16 protein-coding genes are annotated in these 19,550 nt (G+C 66.9%); 12 read left to right on the top strand and 4 right to left on the bottom strand.

Features of this window, described 5'->3' with window-relative positions; all coding sequences use genetic code 11:
- Positions 1–112 precede the first annotated feature (112 nt).
- The 9 genes from JMF82_RS05270 (at position 113) to JMF82_RS05230 (ending at position 11,545) form a co-directional block, all read left to right on the top strand.
- Positions 113–991, top strand: a complete 879-nt coding sequence (locus JMF82_RS05270) for a pirin family protein (protein ID WP_201313488.1) — start codon at positions 113–115, stop codon at positions 989–991.
- A 120-nt stretch (positions 992–1,111) separates the two neighbouring features.
- Positions 1,112–1,360, top strand: coding sequence for a hypothetical protein (locus tag JMF82_RS05265; protein ID WP_201313487.1), 249 nt, complete (start codon positions 1,112–1,114; stop codon positions 1,358–1,360).
- Positions 1,350–1,988 carry a hydrolase gene (locus tag JMF82_RS05260; protein WP_201313486.1) on the top strand — a complete coding sequence of 213 codons (639 nt, stop codon included), beginning with the start codon at positions 1,350–1,352 and terminating at the stop codon, positions 1,986–1,988. The genes JMF82_RS05265 and JMF82_RS05260 overlap by 11 nt, the downstream gene beginning before the upstream one ends.
- A 125-nt stretch (positions 1,989–2,113) precedes the next feature.
- Entirely contained in the window at positions 2,114–2,779 is a 666-nt protein-coding gene (locus tag JMF82_RS05255) for a response regulator (protein ID WP_201313485.1), read from the top strand.
- The gene (locus tag JMF82_RS05250) at positions 2,776–4,173 is read left to right on the top strand and encodes an ATP-binding protein (RefSeq protein ID WP_201313484.1); all 1,398 of its coding nucleotides are present in this window, start codon (positions 2,776–2,778) and stop codon (positions 4,171–4,173) included. The genes JMF82_RS05255 and JMF82_RS05250 overlap by 4 nt, the downstream gene beginning before the upstream one ends.
- A 235-nt stretch (positions 4,174–4,408) precedes the next feature.
- Positions 4,409–5,716, top strand: a complete 1,308-nt coding sequence (locus tag JMF82_RS05245) for a TolC family protein (protein WP_201313483.1) — start codon at positions 4,409–4,411, stop codon at positions 5,714–5,716.
- On the top strand, positions 5,713–6,759 hold the full coding sequence (locus JMF82_RS05240; protein ID WP_201313482.1) for an efflux RND transporter periplasmic adaptor subunit: 1,047 nt from the start codon (positions 5,713–5,715) through the stop codon (positions 6,757–6,759). The genes JMF82_RS05245 and JMF82_RS05240 overlap by 4 nt, the downstream gene beginning before the upstream one ends.
- Positions 6,756–9,821 (top strand): efflux RND transporter permease subunit, encoded by a 3,066-nt coding sequence (locus JMF82_RS05235; protein WP_201313481.1) that lies wholly within the window; start codon positions 6,756–6,758, stop codon positions 9,819–9,821. Before JMF82_RS05240 ends, JMF82_RS05235 begins: the two co-directional genes overlap by 4 nt.
- Before the next feature lie 113 nt (positions 9,822–9,934).
- Positions 9,935–11,545 carry a glycosyltransferase family 39 protein gene (locus JMF82_RS05230; RefSeq protein WP_201313480.1) on the top strand — a complete coding sequence of 537 codons (1,611 nt, stop codon included), beginning with the start codon at positions 9,935–9,937 and terminating at the stop codon, positions 11,543–11,545.
- 51 nt (positions 11,546–11,596) lie between these two features.
- On the opposite strand, the gene JMF82_RS05225 is transcribed toward JMF82_RS05230, so the two are convergent.
- From JMF82_RS05225 to JMF82_RS05215, 3 genes are all read right to left on the bottom strand, one after another.
- On the bottom strand, positions 11,597–13,384 hold the full coding sequence (locus JMF82_RS05225) for a GGDEF domain-containing protein (RefSeq protein ID WP_201313479.1): 1,788 nt from the start codon (positions 13,382–13,384) through the stop codon (positions 11,597–11,599).
- A gap of 50 nt (positions 13,385–13,434) precedes the next feature.
- Positions 13,435–13,788 (bottom strand): hypothetical protein, encoded by a 354-nt coding sequence (locus JMF82_RS05220; protein WP_201313478.1) that lies wholly within the window; start codon positions 13,786–13,788, stop codon positions 13,435–13,437.
- 112 nt (positions 13,789–13,900) lie between these two features.
- Positions 13,901–14,704: an SAM-dependent methyltransferase gene (locus tag JMF82_RS05215; RefSeq protein ID WP_236585304.1), complete on the bottom strand. Its 804-nt coding sequence runs from the start codon at positions 14,702–14,704 to the stop codon at positions 13,901–13,903.
- 293 nt (positions 14,705–14,997) lie between these two features.
- Here JMF82_RS05215 and JMF82_RS05210 point away from each other — a divergent pair, with 293 nt between their 5' ends.
- Together JMF82_RS05210 and JMF82_RS05205 are read left to right on the top strand one after the other, a co-directional pair.
- Entirely contained in the window at positions 14,998–15,354 is a 357-nt protein-coding gene (locus JMF82_RS05210) for a hypothetical protein (RefSeq protein WP_201313477.1), read from the top strand.
- Between the two features lie 84 nt (positions 15,355–15,438).
- Positions 15,439–16,296 (top strand): fumarylacetoacetate hydrolase family protein, encoded by an 858-nt coding sequence (locus JMF82_RS05205; protein ID WP_201313476.1) that lies wholly within the window; start codon positions 15,439–15,441, stop codon positions 16,294–16,296.
- A gap of 107 nt (positions 16,297–16,403) precedes the next feature.
- Here JMF82_RS05205 and JMF82_RS05200 read toward each other — a convergent pair whose 3' ends face one another.
- Positions 16,404–17,960 (bottom strand): S53 family peptidase, encoded by a 1,557-nt coding sequence (locus JMF82_RS05200; RefSeq protein ID WP_201313475.1) that lies wholly within the window; start codon positions 17,958–17,960, stop codon positions 16,404–16,406.
- A gap of 186 nt (positions 17,961–18,146) precedes the next feature.
- On the opposite strand from JMF82_RS05200, the gene hemB reads away from it, so the two are divergent.
- Positions 18,147–19,139 (top strand): porphobilinogen synthase, encoded by a 993-nt coding sequence (gene hemB / locus JMF82_RS05195; RefSeq protein WP_201313474.1) that lies wholly within the window; start codon positions 18,147–18,149, stop codon positions 19,137–19,139.
- Positions 19,140–19,550: the final 411 nt, after the last annotated feature.

Genomic DNA, 19,550 nt, shown 5'->3' with positions numbered 1-19,550 from the left:
AGATATGGAACGCAGGAGGCGAAAATTGCTGTCTACTGGGCTCATCGTTCCAAGCGTATCGTCCCCTGTCAATGGAGCAGCCCAACTGGCGCTGCCCGAACCGGAGACTTCCATGAAGAAGGTGCTTGGCCTTTACAGTGCGCCCCACGGCCATTGGGTGGGCGACGGTTTCCCCGTGCGCTCGTTGTTTTCGTATGACAGCCACGGCGAGCACCTGAGCCCGTTCCTGCTGCTGGACTACGCCGGGCCGCTGAACTTCAAGCCCGGCGAGCGCCCGCGTGGCGTGGGCGAGCATCCGCATCGCGGCTTCGAGACGGTCACCATCGTCTACGAGGGCGAGGTGGAACACCGCGACTCCACCGGTGCCGGCGGCCGCATCGGCCCGGGCGACGTGCAATGGATGACGGCGGCTTCGGGCATCCTGCACGAGGAATTCCACTCGGCCGAATTCACCCGCACCGGCGGCGTGCTGGAGATGGTGCAGCTGTGGGTGAACCTGCCCGCGAAGCACAAGATGGATGCGCCGCGTTACCAGACCCTGCTCGATGGCGAGATCCCCTCGGTGGACCTGCCGCAGGGCGTGGGCCGGGTGCGCGTGATCGCCGGTGATTACGACGGCCGTCGCGGCCCGGCGCAGACCTTCAGCCCGATCAACGTATGGGACGTGCGCCTCAATGCGGGTCGCCAGGCACGCTTGTCGTTGCCGGCCGGCCACACGGCGGCGCTGGTGGTGCTGCGCGGCACCGTGCAGGTGAACGGCAGCCAGGTGGCGCGTGATGCGCAGATGGTGATGCTCGATCGCGAAGGCACCGACGTGGTGATCGAGGCCGACACCGACGCCACCTTGTTGCTGCTGGGCGGCGAACCGCTGAACGAGCCGATCGTCGGACGCGGCCCGTTCGTGATGAACACCATGCAGGAAATCCACCAGGCCATCGCCGATTTCAGCAACGGCCGCTTCGGGCGCATCCCGCCGCAGGGCGCGTCCTAAGGTTGCATGCCGTCGCGCCGCAGGGCGGCGCGACGGCGCCTTCCACTGCTTGCCTTGCTGGCGATGTCGTCGCCGGGCACGGCCGGTCTTTGTCCTTCACTCCACGCCAGGAGGTGCAGCATGAGCGTTCCCGCGGACCTCACGGCAAGGTCCCCACCCTCGACCGCCATGTTGCTGATCAACCACCCGAGCGGCTTGTTCCAGGCCGTGGCCGGCATGCCGGTGATCCGCACGGCATCGGTGCCGCAACCGCCCGGCGGCCCGCTGGTTCCCGAGACCCTCGATTCCGACCGCCCCCTTATCCGGGCGCTCACCCATCCGGCGCCGCGCGCGCTCTTTCACCCCAGGAGACATGACCATGGCCAGTGAACCCATCCGCGATCCCGTCAACGACGAATTGCTCACGCCGCAGAACGCGGCCTTCGTGATCATCGACTACCAGCCCGTGCAGGTGAACTCCATCGCATCGATGGACCGCCAACTGCTGGTGAACAACATCGTGGGCACCGCGAAGGCCGCGGTGACGTACGGACTGCCGATCGTGCATTCCACCGTCAACGTGAAAACGGGCCTCAACAAGCCGCCGATCCCGCAGCTGCGCAAGGTGCTGGACACGTTTCCCACCTATGACCGAACCAGCATCAACTCGTGGGAAGACGTGGAGTTCCGCAAGGCCGTGGAAGCCACGGGGCGCAAGAAGCTGATCATGACCGCGTTGTGGACGGAGGCGTGCCTGACCTTTCCCGCCATCGATGCGCTGCGCGAAGGCTACGAGGTCTACGTGGTGGCCGATGCGGTGGGCGGCACTTCGGCCACGGCGCACGAGATGGCGCTGCGCCGCATCGAGCAGGCTGGCGGCAAGATGATCAGCGTGGCCCAGCTGTTCTGCGAGCTGCAGCGTGACTGGCAGCGCAAGGACACGGTGCCGGCCTTCATCAACCTGTTCATCGAGACCGGCGGCACGGCGGGTATCCAGTTCGCCTACGACAAGGATTGAGGCCACGGTGCCGTCGCTTCCCGTCCATTGCCTCCGGCGCGGGCGGGAGGCGGTGTTTTGGTCATTCATGAGTCGCCTCCCGCATAATGGGCGCTGTCCGCGCTGCCAACGGGAGCCAACGGCTCGTGCACATTCTCCTGGTCGAAGACGACGCGCAGCTTGGCGCCGCCATCCAGCGGACGCTGGAGCGCCTGAGTTACACGGTGTCGTGGCTGCGCGACGGCCGTTCGGCGATGAACGCGATACGCGATCGCTCGGCGGACCTGATCCTGCTGGACCTCGGCCTGCCGGGCCGCGACGGCATCGACGTGCTGGTGGAGGCGCGCCGCGCGCATGTCGACACGCCGGTGCTGGTGATGACGGCGCGTGACGGCGTGTCCGCCCGCGTGGATGGATTGGACGCGGGCGCCGACGACTACCTCACCAAGCCCTTCCATGTGGACGAACTGGCCGCGCGCATCCGTTCGCTCAGCCGGCGCATGCGCGGGATGGCGGTGAACCGCATCGACGCCGGTGCGCTGAGCCTGGACGTCGGCACGTCCGAGGTGGTGTTCCGCGGCAAGCCGGTGGACCTCACGCGCCGCGAGTTCGCGCTGCTGCAGGCGCTGATGGAAAACGCCGGCAAGCTCGTGCGCCGCGAGAGCCTGGAAAACTCCTTGTACGGGCTGGACCACGTGGTCGGCAACAATGCGCTGGAGGTGCTGGTGCACTCGCTGCGCCGCAAGCTCAGCTTCGAAGCCATCCGCAACGTGCGCGGCTTCGGCTACATGGTTCCGCGGGATCCGAAGTGAAGCCCGGCAGCCTGCGTTCCCGCCTGCGCTGGTTGATCCTGGGTGTGATCGCCCTGGTGTTGCTTCCCCTGGGTGTCTTCAGCATCAAGCGCACCACGCAGGAGGTGGGCGAACTGTCGGATGGACGACTCGCGCAATCGGCGCGCACGCTGCAGACGATGATCGGCAACGTCGGCCTCGAGACCATCCGGCGCAAGGCGGGCGAGGGCGGCGTGGTGGTGCCGATCGAAGCCAAGTCCACGCAGGAACGGGCGCTGCACGAACAGACCTACGAATCCGAAGTGGGCTTCCAGGTGTTCGACATGCAGGGCCGCCTGTTGATGGTCACGGGCAATATCGCGGACCTGCCGCCGCCCACCTTGAGCGATGTCGGCTATGAGGACGTGGAGCTGGGTCGCTACCGCTGGCGCCTGTTCACCCTGCCGGCGACACCCGAAGGCGTGACCATTCGCGCCGCCGAACGTTATGACAGCCGTCGCGACATCGCCAATGCGCTATGGATGGAATACGTGCTGCCGCCCATGATCGGCCTGCCCGTGCTCGCCTTGCTGGTGGGCTGGGCAGTACGGCGCGGCCTGCGGCCGCTGGATGCGCTGGCCTCGCTGCTGGCTACGCGCAAGCCCGGCAGCCACGAGACGCTGGCGCTGGCCGATGCGCCGCGCGAGCTCGAGCCGGTACTGGCGGCGCTCAACGCCCAGCTGGGCCTGCTCGAGGAGGCCCTCGAGCGCGAGCGCCGTTTCAGCGCGGATGTGGCGCATGAGCTGCGCACGCCGCTCGCCTCCACCATGATCAACCTGGAAAACGCCGAGGCCACGCGTGACACGCACGAGGCGGACGTGGCGCTCGCGAGCGCGCGTGAAAGCCTTGCGGCGCTGGCCCGGCGCGTGGAGCAACTGTTGTCGCTGGCCCGCCTGGAGGCCAGCTTCCGCGATGGCGAGCGCAGCGTCGTCGACCTTTCCGCGGTGGCGAGAATGGTGATCGAGGAACTGTCGCCCTTGATCGCCGACAGCGACGTGGAACTCGACGTGGAACTTCCGGACCGGCCGGTGCCCGTGCATGGCCACGAGGTCGCGCTCGCGGCGCTCATGCGCAACCTGCTGGAAAACGCCTTGCGTCACGTGCCGGGCGGCGGCCGCGTGCAGTTTGCGGTGGGCAGCGAGCGGGACAAGGCGGTGATCGACGTGATCGACAACGGCGAAGGCATTCCGCCGGAACGACGCGCCGCGGTGTTCGCGCGCTTTCATCGCGAGGCTGGCAGTCGCGGCGATGGCTACGGCCTGGGCCTTTCCATCGTGCAGCGTGCGGCGCAGTTGCATGACGCTTCCATCGAACTGCTCGATTCGCCGTTCGGTCGCGGCTTGCGGGTGAGCGTGCGGATGCCCCTGGCGGCCTGAAGGTTGCCAGGGGCTTCGTGCGCGAGGCGGTACCCCATCGCAGGTATTTGCCGCTCGCCGGGCCTGTCACGCGAGGCTGGCAGGCGATGGCGGGCGTTGGGCCGCCTATGTCTTGCGGCACACAGCAAAGAGAAAGCTAAGGCAATAACGTTAGGGTGTGTACTCCCCAACGGTGTACGGACACTCGGTGCGATTGCCTTTCCCCCCAGCGCTACTGAAGGTTCATGGCCGCGCCATGGCCCTGATGGCCGGTGCCTGCCTAGCCGGCTGCGCCACCTACCAGGCCAGGCCGCTGCCGGAACAGGCGACCTCGGCTTCATCCCTGGCGCAACTGCACGGCTATGACGCCGCGGCACAGCCTTTCAGCGCGGATGCGATCGAGCGCCTGGCGCTGCTCAACAATCCGGATCTCAGGAGCGCGCGTGCACGTCACCAGGCGGCACAGGCACAGCGGCAGCAGGACAGCGTGCTGCCCAATCCGGTGGTGGGCGGCAGCATCGGCTACCTGCTCTCGGGCCCCGGCGACGCCACGGCGTGGACGGCCTCGATCACCCAGGACATCACCTCGCTGATCACGCTCAAGCCGCGACGCGAGGCCGCCAAGGCGACCGCCGACGAAGTGGACGCAAGCCTGTTGTGGGAAGCATGGCAGACGATCGGCAAGGCGCGCCTGCTGGTGATCGATCTCGTCGAAGGGCAGCGCCAGCTCGAGCTGCAGCAACAGGCGCTGGACCTGCTGACGCAACGCGAGGCGCGCATCACGCATGCGATCGGCGCAGGCAACGTCGATCGGGTGACGGTGGCCTCGGATCTTTCCGCCGCCGCCGATGCGCGCACGGCCTTGCATGACCAGCAGCGCCGGCAGCTCGACCGGCAACAACAACTCGCCGCCCTGCTGGGACTGAAACCCGGGGTGGCCGTGCCTCTCGCCACGCCGCTGGCGCCGGCCGATCTCGATGCCGCGTCGATTCGCCAGGACGCCGACAGCATCAGTCGTCGCCGGCCCGACCTGGTTGCCCTGCAGTTGGGTTACCGGGCGCAGGAGGCCACGCTGCGCGCGGCGGTGCTCGCGCAATTCCCGCCGCTGTCCATCGGTTACGACGCCTCGCAGGACAACAGCCGCGTGCGCAATGGCGGACCGGCGGTGTCGTTCGCGCTGCCGATCTTCGACCGCAACCAGGGCAACGTGGCCATCGCCAAGGCCACGCGCGAACAGCTTCATCAGGAATACACGGTGCGCATGGCGACCTCGCGCGACGAGGTGGATGCGCTGCTCGACCAATACGCGCAGCTGCAACGGCAACGCCGGGCGCTGGTGCCCGCGCAGGACGATGCCGTGCGCGCCGCGGCCCAGGCCAGGCGGGCCTGGCAGGACGGGCTGGTGGATATGCGCAACTACGTGGACCTCGAAGTTGCCGCGCTCAATCGCCAGGCCGCGCTGGTAGCCACCGAGCAGACGATGCTCGAACAGCAGGCGGCGGTGGAACTGCTCGTCGGCCGCGGCATGCCCACTTCACTCGAACAGGATGTGATCGCTCCATGATGTTTCGTCAGCCATGGTTGATGCCCGCGCTTGCCGCACTGATGCTGGCGGCCTGTTCGCGTGGCGAGGCACCGGATGAAGCCGCGGTCAGCGCCGCCGTGACAACCGTGCCGGTGCGTCAGGGCAGCCTGCCGGAGCTGGTGGTGGCCTACGGCACGGCCGGGCCCTCGTCCGATGCCACGCATGTCATGAACGTGCAGGCCGCCGGCCATGTGGCGCAATGGAACGTGACGGCCGGCCTGCCGGTGAAGCGTGGGCAGCGGCTGCTTACCTTCGCCCTCTCGCCATCGTCCATCGCCGCCTATCAACAGGCGCTTTCGGCGCAGAAGGTCGCCGCCGCGGCACGTGCGCATACGGACGAACTGTTCGCGCAGCAACTCGCGACGCGCGACCAGAAGGAGCAGGCCGACAAGGCCTTGCAGGACGCGCAGGCCAATCTCGACGCCCTCGTGCAGCAGCAGGGGCGCCAGCCCACCGTGGAGGTCACCGCGCCCTTTGACGGCACCGTGGTGAGCGTGGATGCGTCGCAGGGCGATCAGTTGCAGCCCGGTGCGCCGCTGCTCACGCTGCAGCGCGGCGATGGTCTGGTGGTGACGGCAGGCATGGAGCGCTCCGCGATGGGGCGCGTGCAGTCGGGCGCCAGTGCCACGCTGACGCCGCTGGATGCCGCCGGGCCGATGCACGGCACCGTGCGCCGCGTGGCGCGCGCATTGAACCCGCACACGCACCAGCTGGACGTGGAGGTGGTGCCGGATGGCGCCCTGGTGAGCGGCGAGAGCTTTCGTGCGGACATCACGGTGGGCCAGTGGCAGGGCTGGCTGGTGCCGCGCGATGCCTTGCAGGGCGACGAAGCGGACCGTTACGTCTTCCAGGTGGCCGACGGCAAGGCCGTGCGCGTGCCGGTGAAAGTGCTGGGTGAATCCGACAGTGCCAGCGTCGTCAGTGGTGCCCTGGACGCCCATCGGCCGCTGGTGACCGTGGGCGCCACCCAGCTCGATGACGGCATGGCGGTGCGTGCGCCCGGGGCGGACGCCAAGCCATGAGCATGCCGTCGTTTCTCGCCAGGCACGCGCGTGCCATCGTCATCGTGGCTTTTGCGTTGGCGCTGGCCGGCCTGGCGAGTTCGTTCACCCTGCCGGTGGGCTTGTTCCCGCAGGTATCGTTTCCCCGCGTGGTGGTCGACCTCGATGCGGGCGATCGTCCCGCCGACCAGACGGCGCTGTTGCTGACGCGTCCCGTCGAAGAAGCCATCCGCACCGTGCCCGGCGTGGCGAACGTGCGCTCGGATACCACGCGCGGATCGGCGCAGATTTCGGTCGACTTCGGCTGGGGGCGCGACATGATCGCGTCCACCCTGCAGGTGGACGCGGCGATCGCGCGCGTGCTGCCGAGCTTGCCGGCCGGCGCCACCTACAACGTGCGGCGCATGGACCCCACGGTGTTCCCGATCATCTCCTATGCGCTGCAATCGGACACGCTGTCGCCGGTTGCGCTGCGCGACCTCGCGCAGTACCAGATCGTACCGCTGCTGGCCTCGGTGGAAGGTCTTTCGCGCGTGGACGTGCAGGGCGGCGAGACCGCCGAGCTGCAGGTGGATGCCGATGCCCGCAAGCTCGCCCAGTACGGCCTGGGGCTGGACGATCTGGTATCGGCACTGTCCGCCGCCAACCAGCTGGAAGCCGTGGGGCGCCTGCAGGATCGCAACCAGCTGTATCTGGTGGTGGCCGATCACTCGCTGCAGCACATCGAGGCCTTGCGCAAGGTGGTGCTGAAGAGCGACCCGCACGGCTGGGTGCACCTGGGCGACGTCGCCGACATCCATGCCGGCTACGTGCCGCAGTGGGTCAAGGTGAGCGAGGACGGCAAGCCCGCCGTGCTGCTCAACGTCTACGAGCAGCCCGATGGCAACGCCGTGCAGATCGCCCGCGCCGTGCGCCAGAAACTGGCGGCGTTTCGCCTGCCTGCCGGCGTCAAGCTGAAGAACTGGTACGACCAGAGCAACCTGGTGGTGGATTCCGCGCACAGCGTGCGCGATGCGGTGCTGATCGGGCTGCTGCTTGCAGCCGCGGTGCTGCTGCTGTTCCTGCGCAACCTGCGCGTGACGCTGATCGCCATGGTGGTGGTGCCGTTGACGCTGGCCGTCACGGTGCTGCTGCTGCAGGTGTTCGGCATGAGCTTCAACATCATGACGCTCGGCGGCATCGCGGCCGCCGTGGGCCTGGTGATCGACGACGTGATCGTGATGGTGGAGCACGTGGCGCGTCGTGCCGGCACGCAGGAGGGCGGCGGCAGGGAGGCCGTCTTGCCGGCCGCGCGGGAATTTCTCGCGCCGCTCACCGGCTCGAGCCTGGCCACGCTGATCGTGTTCATTCCGCTGGGCCTGCTGGGCGGCGTGACGGGTTCGTTCTCGAAGGCGTTGTCACTCACCATGGCCGCGGCGCTCACCGTGTCCTGGCTGGTCAGCGCATGGGTGGTGCCGCCCCTGCTGCGCTGGCTGGTGGATTTCAGGCGCTGGCACGATCCCGGCTTCACGCATGACCAGTGGCTGTCGCGCTGGCATGGGCGGCTTTATGACGGACTCGCGCGACGGCCTGCCTGGCTGTTGGCGATCGTCGTGCCGCTGCTGCTGGTCGGCGGCATCGCCTACACGCACGTGGCCACCGGCTTCATGCCCGACGCGGACGAGGGCGGCTTCGTGATGGACTACTACGCGAAGCCTGGCCGATCGCTGCCCGAAACCGAGCGGCAGATCGGCCAGATCGATGCCATCCTGCGCAAGACCCCGGAAGTGGCCACGTTCTCGCGCCGGCTCGGCACCGGCCTGGGCGGTGAACTGGGGCAGTCCTACCACGGTGACTACTTCGTGCGCCTCAAGCCCGATCACGCGCGCTCGACCGAAGACGTGATGAGCGATGTGCGCCAGCAGGTCGAGAGCGGCATACCGGGCGTGCAGGTGGAACTGGCGCAGCTGATGGAAGACCTCATCGGCGATCTCACCGCGGTGCCGCAGCCCATCGAGATCAAGCTGTACGCCGTCGACCCTGCGCAGCTGGTGCCGCAGGCGCAGAAGATCGCCAAGGCCCTGGCCGATATCCCGGGCGTGGTGGAGATCAAGGATGGCGTGCAACTTGCCGGCGACGCACTGAAGGTGCAGGTCGATGGCGACAAGGCGATGGTCGAGGGCATGACGGTGGGCGCCGTCACGCAGGCCGTGGACAGCGCACTCACCGGCGTCATCGCCACGCAGATTCCGCAGGCGACCAAGAGCGTGGGGGTGCGCGTGCGCATGCCCGATGCCATGCAATGGCGGGAGCCGCAGTTGCTCGCGCTGCCCATCCGCGCGCCGGACGGCCATGTGTTTCCGCTCAGCCGGGTGGCGACGATCGCGACGGAAAATGGCCAGCCGCAGATCTCGCGCGAGAACCTGCAGCAGATGGTTGCCGTCACCGCGCGCATCGAGGGGCGGGGCATGGGCGCCGCCGTGGCGGACGTGAAGCAGCTGCTGGCGAAGCCCGGCATGCTCGATGCCGACATGCGCTATGAACTCGGCGGCCTGTACCAGCAACAGCAGATCGCGTTCGTCGGGCTCACCAAGGTTTTCCTGATGGCGCTGGTGGCGGAGTTCGTGCTGCTGCTGTTCCTTTACGGCAGGCCCGGGCTCGCGGTCATCGTGATGGCGTGTTCGCTGTTCTCGGCCACGGCGGTGTTCATCGCGCTGTGGCTGTGCGGGGTCGACCTCAACATCACCGCGATGATGGGCATGACCATGATCATCGGCATGGGCACGGAAATGGCCATCTTCTATGTGTCCGAGTACGTGACGCTTGCGCGTACCCTGCCGCCGCACGAAGCCTTGCGCACGGCGAGCCGCGATCGCCTGCGCCCGATCACCATGACCACGCTGGCGGCCATCCTCACCCTGTTGCCGTTGGCGCTCGCGCTGGGCGCGGGGGCGGGCATCCAGCAGCCGCTGGCCATCGCCATCATCGCGGGCCTCACGTTGCAGTACCCGTTGGTGCTGCTGGTGCTGCCTACCTTGATCGGCCTTGCCGCGCGCCGTTCACATCGACCTGATGAGGGCCGTGTGACAAAGGCGCTTCCGTAAAGGGGCGAGGACATGACCGCCATCGCCTTGCCGCCCCGGGCCACGCCCGAGGCGGCAAGGAATGACACATGCCCCTAAGAATCCCGTAAGCGACGCTACGCAAGATTGATGGCATGGATTTCAATGTCAGTCGTGACGGTCAGTTGAAGATTCCACCGGCGCTGTGGCTGCTCGTGTTGTTGCCACTGCTGGTGGTGTTGCCGCCCGTGCCCATCGATGAAACGCGCTACCTGAGCATCGCCTGGGAGATGCGCCAGACCGGCAGCTGGGTCACCCTGCATCTCAATGGCGCCCCCTACTTCGACAAGCCGCCGTTGCTGTTCTGGTTGTTGAACCTCGGCTGGAGCGTGCTCGGCGTTTCCCTGTGGTCGTCGCGCGTGCTCGTGGCGCTTTGTGGGGTTGGCTGCATCGCCTTGTGCCAGCGGCTGGAAAAACGGCTGTCTCCCGACGCATCGGGGCAGGCGCCGTGGCTGTTGCTCGGCTTGATCTTCCTGGCGCTGTTTGCCGGCGTGGTGATGTTCGACGTGCTGCTGTGCCTGTGCGTGCTGCTGGGCTTCGTCGCCATCGTGGATTACGTGGGAGAAGGGCGCCCCGCGGCGTTGTGGCTGCTGTTCGCGGCCAGCGCACTGGGCATGCTCGCGAAAGGTCCGGTGATGCTGCTGCATCTGGCCGGCCCGATCATCCTGGCGCCATGGTGGTCCGCTGAAGGACCGCGTGCCTCGTGGCGCCGTTTGCTGGCGATGTTGCTCGTGGCCGTGTTGGGCGGCCTGCCGGTATTGGGTTGGGCATGGGCCGCGGTCCATCACCTCAGTGCCGCGGATGCCGACAACCTGCTGCTGCGCCAGACGGCGGGTCGGGTGGTGCAGAGCTTTGCGCACAACCGCCCGCTCTGGTGGTACCTGCCATGGGTCCCCGTGCTGTTGTTGCCCTGGCCGCTGCTGCTGCGCTGGCGCCGCGTGGCGAGCGCGATGCGCGGCTCACGTGGCTCGCGCGCCGCCCGCTTCGGCCTGTGCGCGTGCGTGCCGGCCTTGATCGCGTTTTGCGTGGTGAGCGGCAAGCAGCTGCATTACCTGCTGCCGCTGATGCCCGGCGCGGCGGTCCTGATGGGCGCCTGGCTGAGAAGCGAGCCCGCCCTGCTCGATATTCGGCGGATGTGGATACTGGTTGCGCTGGTCGCCGGGGTGCTGGCCTGGGCCATGCTTGGACCCGAGCCCATCGGTCGAGGCATCCAGCAGCGACACACCGTGGTGTGGCTCTACCTGCTGGCCGCGGCACTGTTGCTGGCGGCCGTCGTCTTTTTTCTCGCAAGCCGCGGCCTGCGCGTGGAGCAGCGTGCGTCGGTGGTCGCCCTGGCGTTGGCGATGGCCCTGCTGCCGCTGATCAGGCTGCAGGTGCTGGGCGCGCTGGATGCGCGCGAGGTCGCCCGTCGCGTGACCGAGCTGCAGGCGCAGGGCGTGCCGGTGGCGCGCATCCCCAACGACCCGGGTGTCATCACCTTCCTCGCGCAGTTGCCATCGCCCTTGCCCGAAGCAACCCGACCCTCCACCTGGGCGAAAGCGCATCCCGACGGCATGCTGCTGGCCTATGCGGGACGCGGTACGGCGCCGGAGGGCACCCAGAACGCCGTCAGGCTCGCCAATGGCTGGGTAGGCCTGATGCCATCGCCGACCGTCGAAGCCAATGCGGCCTTGCTCGACCGACTGGCGCCGCCGCCGGGCGATTGATGCCCTGATCCGTTGACGGGCGCCGCGAGCAGGCGCGGCAAGGCCGATCGATCAATGCGGCAGGTCGGCGAGCCGTTCGTCGTGGACGGCGCCATGGATCGAAGCCACCCCGGCCTCGGACACCGCGTCCATCTCATCGCCGTAGATCACCCGGTTGCGGCCATCGCGCTTGGCGCGATAGAGCGCGTTGTCGGCATCGATCATCAGCTGGCGCAGTTCATACCCGCTGCGGTCGGTGCACGCCACGCCGAAGCTGGCCGAGATCACCACATGCCGCGTCTCGCCCCACAACGGCGTCGCGGCTATCGCCTGGCGGATGCGCTCGGAACGTTCCTGCGCCTGCGCGGCCGTGCACTCGGGGAACAGTATTGCGAATTCCTCGCCGCCCAGCCGCCCGAACAACTCGTTGCGCCGCAGGTGCTGCTGGCAGGCAGCCACAGCGCGCTTCAGCACCAGGTCGCCAATGACATGCCCATGCGTGTCGTTGACCAGCTTGAAGTGATCCAGGTCCATCAGCACCAGGCACACGCTGCGCGTGGTGCGGGCCGCCTGGCGCAGCACCTGTTCCGCCTCGTCGACGAAATGCTGGCGGCTGCAGATGTGCGTGAGGCTGTCCTGCGTCGCCAGCCGCTTGAACCGCAATTGCGATCGCTTGGTGCGCAACAGCCAGAAACCGGCCGAAGCGAGCACGGTGAGCAGCAGGGCGATGTACAGCCGGCTGGTTTCCATGGCCTTGTGATCGAGCTCGCGCTGGAGCTGGAGTATCTGGTTCTGGCGGTTGAGGGTGTCGACTTCGTTCTTCTTGGTCTGTACCTGCTGTTTGACGGCCTGATAGGCCAACGCTCCCGCACTGACGTCCGTCAAATAGCCTTTGTCCGCCGCCATGAATTTTTCGTGGTAGGCGAGTGCTTCCGTCGCGTGGCCCTGCTGATTCTCGATGCGGTAGAGCAAATCGTAGGCCTGGCCCAGCGGCTCGCTGATCTCGTTTTCAACCGCGCTTGCGATCGTGGCGAGCGCATAGCGACGGGCCTTCACCAGATCGCCCAGGCGGTAATAGCCTTTCGCGAGCAACACATTGAAGTACTGCATGAGGGCCGGATATTCGTATCCCTGCACCTCGGCATAGTGTCCTTCGAGCAGGTGCACGGCTTCGACAGGGTGCCCTTGCTCGATGTCGAGTGTCGCCATGTCGGTGCGGACGGCATTGGCCAGCAGCGACTCGTTGGCGCCCATGCATAGATCCACTCCTTCCTGGAGCTGGTTTTGCGCGAGCCTGACCGTCTTGCCATGAAAGAGCGCATGGAGCTTGAAATAGAGGGCCCGGCATCCATTCATGCCGTCCGGCACGCTCTTCATCATCTGGTCGGCGTACTCCACCGCCTGGTCGTACTGGCGGGCGATGATGAGGAATTGCGCCGCATCCGCCATGGCCGCGTAGCGCGCTTCCTTGTCGGTGATCTGCGGCAATAGCTCGGCGAGCTGGTTCAGTTGGATGAAGGCTTCTTCATAGCGGTGACCGAAGCCAAGGATATTGATCAGCGTACCTATGGCGCGCAGCCGAAGCGCCTTGTCGGGCGCCTGCTCGATGATCGTACGGAGCGAGGTGGTGGCGCGTGGATAATTGCCGTCGAAGGCCCACTGCCACGCATTGAGATAACGCAACTTCCACTGCTCGTCGACGGGCAGGTCGGCAGCGTTCTGGTCGAGCTGCTGGAGGACTTTAAGGAACTCGACGTGATCGGCGGTCTTGATCGCGTCGGCGCGCTTGAGCAGTTGTTCGGGGACTTCCGTCGTGGGCGCGGCGTTCGCCACGCCCACGACCATGCCAAGCAGCAGCATTGCCGCGGCTGTCCAACGGCAGGTTTTGCCTTGCCGAGGCACGGAAGGGCTTATCCCAGCGCGACGGTGGTGCGTCGTGCGGAAGGCAGCTCCGCGAGCTTGCGCTGCGACGGTGCTTCCTCGTCGTCTTCGCCTTCCTCTTCTTCCTCTTCCTCTTCCCGGCCAGGATTGTTCTGCACGTGGAACATGGGCTGCTGTTGATCCAGCAGCGCATAAAGATCGGACGTGCTGCGGGCGATGATCGCCGCCCCGACTTCGGCATCGACCTGCGACGCTTCCACTGCTACGGCGATCTCTTCCTGCGATGCATGGCGCAGGAGTGCGTCCGCACCCATGCGCTCCAAGAACTCGATGACGCTCGACATGGCTTTGATTTCCCCTGATGGTCGTTTGATGCGACGCACCCCCCTCCGACTTGCCGTTCCCCTCTCCCCGGGGAGTACTGGGAGAAAGCGATCATAGCTCTGTTTTAAGGCAAAAATGTCTAGATGACACCTGGCTTGGCGGGCGGCCAAATCAGTTGGCTGCAAAAGCCGCATCCAGCGCCGTCAGTCGGTCGCGTATCGCGTGATCGACCTCCATCTCTCGACAGGGCGGCACTGCAAGGGTATCGGACATGGTGAGATCGATATCAGTCAACCCCGAAATTGGCAGGCGCTCCATACGCGGAGCTTGCAACGGTAATGTGGCGGCCCGGTAGACGGTCACTTCGTGGTCGGCCGGGTAGTCACGCAACAGGACGTCCACCAGCACCCGGCGGTAGGCCGGGCCCGTGGCAAACCGGCGGCCGGTCTGTTCGCCCGCCAGGCCGACCTGCCACAGGATCAGCCACGCGCTCGGGTCGACGTTGCGGCGGAAGAGCATGAACTGGGTGGTATCGAAATGCTGGCAGCCCACCCTGCCGGGGTCGATGCCCAGGTCGGCATACAGGCAGTCCTCCGAGGAAATGCCGGGCTCCATATGCGCGCGATAGCCTTCCTCGCGAGCCACCTTGATCGCCCGGTGCGGCGCCCACGCGAAGACGCCCGGATGACCGTAGAACACGCCGCAGACGCGCTTGCCGGCGCGCACCTCGGTCATCATGGCTTCCACCATCTCGCGATAGGTCTGCGGGCGTGGCTTGCCCTCGGCGTAGAGGGGCTGGAGGCTGCGCACGTCCGGGTTCATTTCCTTGAGCCAGAGCTCGACGATGCCATCGGACACGGCCGTGAACACCACGTTGGACGTCTCGATATGGCTGCGGGCCAGCGGGCTGATGTGCGATCCCAGGGTGATGCCGATGCCCACGCAGGCCAGGCTGCCGGTCGAGGTGGTGGTCACTACCTTGTGCTCCGTGATCGCGAAGGGCTGGGATGCCGGCGGCGTACGCCAGTGCCCGCAGCATAAGTGCAGCGCTTTGCGGCCCGCCAGCCGGATGAACGAATCGCCAGGGAGTGGCGCATCGCCGCTGGAGCGTCCTCCGCCCGGCCGGGTACAGTCTCGGCAACGATCGGTGGCCTGTCATGGATGAAGCGGAGGCGCGGCAGATGAAATGCACGATGTTTTGCCTGGCAATGGCGGTTGCCTGTGTGGCGCCGTCGCCCACGTTCGCGCAACAGGGGAGTACGACGCCGATGCTTTCGCCGCCGCCGCCGAAGCCCGATGCAGCGGCCGAGGCCGGCTATCGCGAACCGCTTGCCGGAAACGTGGCCGGTGCGGTCGAGCGGCCGCGGTCCGCGCCTCGCAGCCCGGTGCCGGTATTTCCCAGCGGACCCACGCAGGGCGAGCGTGTTTCGGCGGCGGCGTTCGGTTTCGCCGCCACATCCGCGTTCTCCCTGGCCGCGAGTCGTACCGGCACCGTCCGGCCCGTGCCGGCTCCCTCCTATGCACCCTACCGGCCGGGCATGCCCATGCCGGAGCCGGGTGCCGAAGCCATCCAATGCGAGCCCAACGGCGCGGTGACGACGCCTGCGGCTTGCGCGGGTCGCTGAAGACCGTCGTGGCGGCGTAGTAAGCTCCCGCAACATCCCAATCATCGCGGGCGCTTCATCAGCCCGGATGCCATGAAGGGCGACATGCGATTCTTGCGCTTCCAGCAGGGTGGCCGCGTGGGTCTGGCCGTGGATGCCGGCGAGGGTTTCCGCGCGCGTTTCGACGGCGAGCCGCATTATCCCGGTGATGTCTCGGCGCTGATGCGCATGGACGAGGCGCAACGTGCGCGCGCCATCGATGCCTTGCGCGAAGGCCTGCCGATCGATGCCGATGCCGTCGCCTGCCTGCCGCCGTGCGCGCAGCCGGGCAAGATCGTCTGCCTTGGCCTCAATTATCACGACCATGCGCGCGAGTTCGACTCGGAGGCGCCGAGCTATCCGGCCGTGTTCGCCCGCTTCGCTTCCAGCCTGGTCGGTCATGGCCAGCCATTGGTGCGGCCGCGTGTATCGGCCACGTTCGATTACGAGGGCGAGATGGCGGTGGTCCTTGGCAGTGGGGGGCGCCATATCGCCGAACGCGAGGCGCTGGACCACGTTTTCGGCTACGCCGTGTTCAACGACGGCTCGATTCGCGAGTACCAGATGCGCACGACGCAGTGGACCGTCGGCAAGAATTTCGATGGTACCGGCGCCTTCGGCCCATGGGTGGTCACCGCGGACGAACTGCCGCCGGGTGGCGTAGGCCTCACGCTGGAGACGACGCTCAACGGCACGGTGATGCAGCACGCGTCCACCGACGACATGGTCTTCGGCGTGGCGCGCACCATCGCTCTGCTCAGCGAAGCGATGACGCTGGAAGCCGGCGACGTGCTGGTGATGGGTACGCCATCGGGCGTCGGCTACGGACGCAAGCCGCCGGTCTACATGAAGGCCGGTGACGTGTGCGAGGTGTCCATCGAGCGCATCGGGACCTTGCGCAATAGGGTGGTCGACGAGCCGTAATGCCTTCGCCGCCGACGGCAGGAGCGCACCCGGTACGCAACCACAGCGCGGCATGAAGCCAGCTCGCCGGAGTCATCGCGCACCGGGTGCGCTCCTGCAGAAAGGCGTTATCCACTCACGGCGCCACTGCCTTTCAACGACGCCAGCGACGTCAGCAGCGTCTGGCCTTTGGGGCTGCCCCAGCCGGTACACGCATCCCAGCCGCTCGCCGCCTTGAAGGCGCCGTTGTTGCCCCGGGTGATGTCGTGGAACGCCTTCTTGCCGATACCGTAGAGCGCCTCGTGCACATCGCCCACGTTCTGCCCCAGTTGCTGGTTGAAACGCGCGATCAGCGCGGCCCATAGCGGCGCCACGGCACTGGTGCCGCCGATGACCTGGCTCTGCCCGTCGACCAGCACCTGGTAGCCGGTCTCCGGATCGGCGTTGCCGGCCACGTCAGGCACGCCGCGGCCGCTGAAGCCGTTGGCGCCTGCGGGCACCTTCGCGGACGCCTGCCATGTGGGCTGGCCGAAGCTGGCGCTGACGCCGCCGCCGGTCGCGCCTTCGTTCTTCGAGAGCTCGTTCCACACGGTTTCGCTGGAGATCTTGGTGCCGCTGCCGCTGAGCTTGGTGCCGCCGCAGGCGAGCACGTACGCGCTGGAGGAGGGATAGTCCACGTGCTGCTGGCCGTCGGTTTCGCCGTCGGTGGACCCGCTGTCGCCGCTGGCGGCGGTAACGGTGACGCCAAGCGTGGTGGCATCCTGCAGCGCGCTCTCCATGGCTTGGAGCGTGGTCGAGGCCCAGCTGTCTTCCGGGCCGCCCCAGCTGATCGAGATGACGGACGGATTGCGCGTGCTGTCGTGCGCAGCCTGCGAAATGGCCTCGTAGAAACCCTGGTCGGTATTGGGCGCGAAGTACACGGCGATGGACGCGCCCTGCGCGAGTGCGCCGATCACTTCCACGTCCAGCATCACTTCGCCGTCCGCGTCGCCACCGGGCTGGCTGGTGCCGCCAGCCACCGAAACCACGTCGACCTTGGGCACCTTGGTGATGCCCAGCGATTGCATGTACCGGCTGAAATCACTGGCGGTATAGCCGCCACCCAACTCGATGATGGCCACGGTCTGGCCGCTGCCGTCGGTGTTTGCCGGAAAACCATAAAGTTCACCGACCTGCAGCGGCGTATGGGACTTGGCGGCGGCCGCAGCGGCCAGGCGACGGAAATGCGGACGCGCGACCGGTCGCTGGTCCAGGCCAAGCACGGCGAGCACGGCGGGTGAAACGTCGCTGGGCAGCGTGGGCTTGCCGTGGCATCCGCGCTTGATCGGCCCGCCATCGGGCATCTGGTAGCTGCCCAGTTGGATGCCGAAGGCCTGCTGCAGTTGTTGCGGCGTGCCGCGCAGATGCATGACGCGGCGATGCAGATCGCATCCGGTCTCGGCCAGGCCGTGCTGCTGCGCGAAAGCGCGCAGCTTCTGCGCATCAGCGGGATCGGCGCCCCATTGCGTGTCGAAATCCTCACGCTTGCATGGCGGCCGGTGCGGCCACGCGGCGGGCGCGGGGTGGCCGCCACGTCGTCGCATCACGAGCGTGACATCGATCGGTTCCGTGCCCTGGTGCGGGCCGAGGTATTTTGCGTCTTTGCCAAGAGGCCATTGGCTGTGCCGGGCGGTGGACATGCTCATGGGCTGGGCTCCTTCGAGGGTCGATGGGGAGACTGCACCGGCGAACGTGTCAGCAGGGTGTTCGCAAAATGGTGCGTTCACGCATCGTGCGGGTCCCTCGTCTCAACCGCCGCGTCAATGCGGCCCGCGGGCAAACCGGCGGCGAGGCGTTAAAATGGGGGGGATGTCTTGCCTGAGAGCCCGTCGATGAGCTTCCCCGCCGTCCGTATGCGCCGTATGCGCCGCGATGCCTTCTCCCGTGCACTGATGCGCGAGCACACGCTGCTGCCGACCGACCTGATCATGGTCGCCTTCGTGATCGAGGGCGAGGGCCAGCGCGAGCCGGTGCCGTCCATGCCGGGCGTGGCGCGCCTTTCCATCGACGAGCTGCTGAAACTCGCCGGCGAGTGCGTGCGGCTCGGCATTCCCGCGCTGGCGTTGTTTCCCTCGCCGGGCGCGTCGGTGAAGACCGAGGACGCGCGCGAAGCGTGGAATCCCGATGGCCTCATGCAGCGCGCCACCCGCGCGCTCAAGGCGAAGTATCCGGAACTCGGCCTGATCGGCGACGTGGCGCTGGACCCTTACACCACGCATGGCCAGGACGGCCTGATCGACGAACACGGCTACGTGATGAACGAGCCGACCATCGAGGCGCTGATCAAGATGTCGCTGGCGCAAGCCGAGGCCGGCATGGATTTCGTGGCGCCGTCGGACATGATGGACGGTCGCATCGGCGCCATCCGCGAAGCGCTGGAAGACGCCGGCCACATCCACACGCGCATCCTCGCCTATTCCGCCAAATACGCCTCGGCGTTCTATGGCCCGTTCCGCGACGCGGTGGGCTCGTCGGCGAACCTCGGCAAGGGCAACAAGCACACCTACCAGATGGATGTCGGCAACAGCGATGAGGCGTTGCGCGAGATCGAGCTGGACATCCACGAGGGTGCCGATGCGGTGATGGTGAAGCCCGGCATGCCGTACCTCGACGTGCTGCGCCGCGTGAAGGATGCCTTCGGCATGCCCACGTTCGTCTATCAGGTGAGTGGCGAGTACGCGATGCTGAAGGCCGCCGCGCAGAACGGTTGGCTCGATGAGAAGGCGGTGGTGCTGGAGTCGCTCACTGCGTTCAAGCGGGCGGGGGCGGATGCGATCCTTACGTATTTTGCGGTGGATGCGGCGAGGTGGTTGCGAGGGGAGTAATGGCGCGGTTGCGTCCCGCACTCTCCTTGTAGGAGCGCACCCTGTGCGCGACAGCCTTTTGCGCCTGTTCGCATGTTTTCGTTCTTGTAAGAGCGGGGTATGCCTTCGGTAGCTCCGCTACCGCGAGAGTGCCGCTTACGCAGCGGGCGTTTCGACGTCCTGCCGGCCGCCGAGTCACTTTCTTTTGCTGGCCCAAAAGAAAAGTAACCCAAAGAAAATGGCCTTCAGAGCCAAGGCTCATAGCAGTACGAGAGATAGAGGCGTCAGCCGACCGAGGCCGGCCGGGATGGGCTCGTTACTACCTCGAACGGCGCCGCTACACCGCCACGCGCCGTAGCGGAGAGGACTCAAGGCAACTTTGTTGAGCCGTGAGGGGATCTATTCGCGCCGCACCGCCGTTTTTCCCCCTCT

The organism is Dyella sp. EPa41, assembly GCF_016586165.1.
Classification (GTDB): Bacteria; Pseudomonadota; Gammaproteobacteria; order Xanthomonadales; family Rhodanobacteraceae; genus Dyella.
The sequence above is the reverse complement of the archived record's forward strand: the minus strand, read 5'-3'. Positions and strand labels throughout refer to the sequence as shown.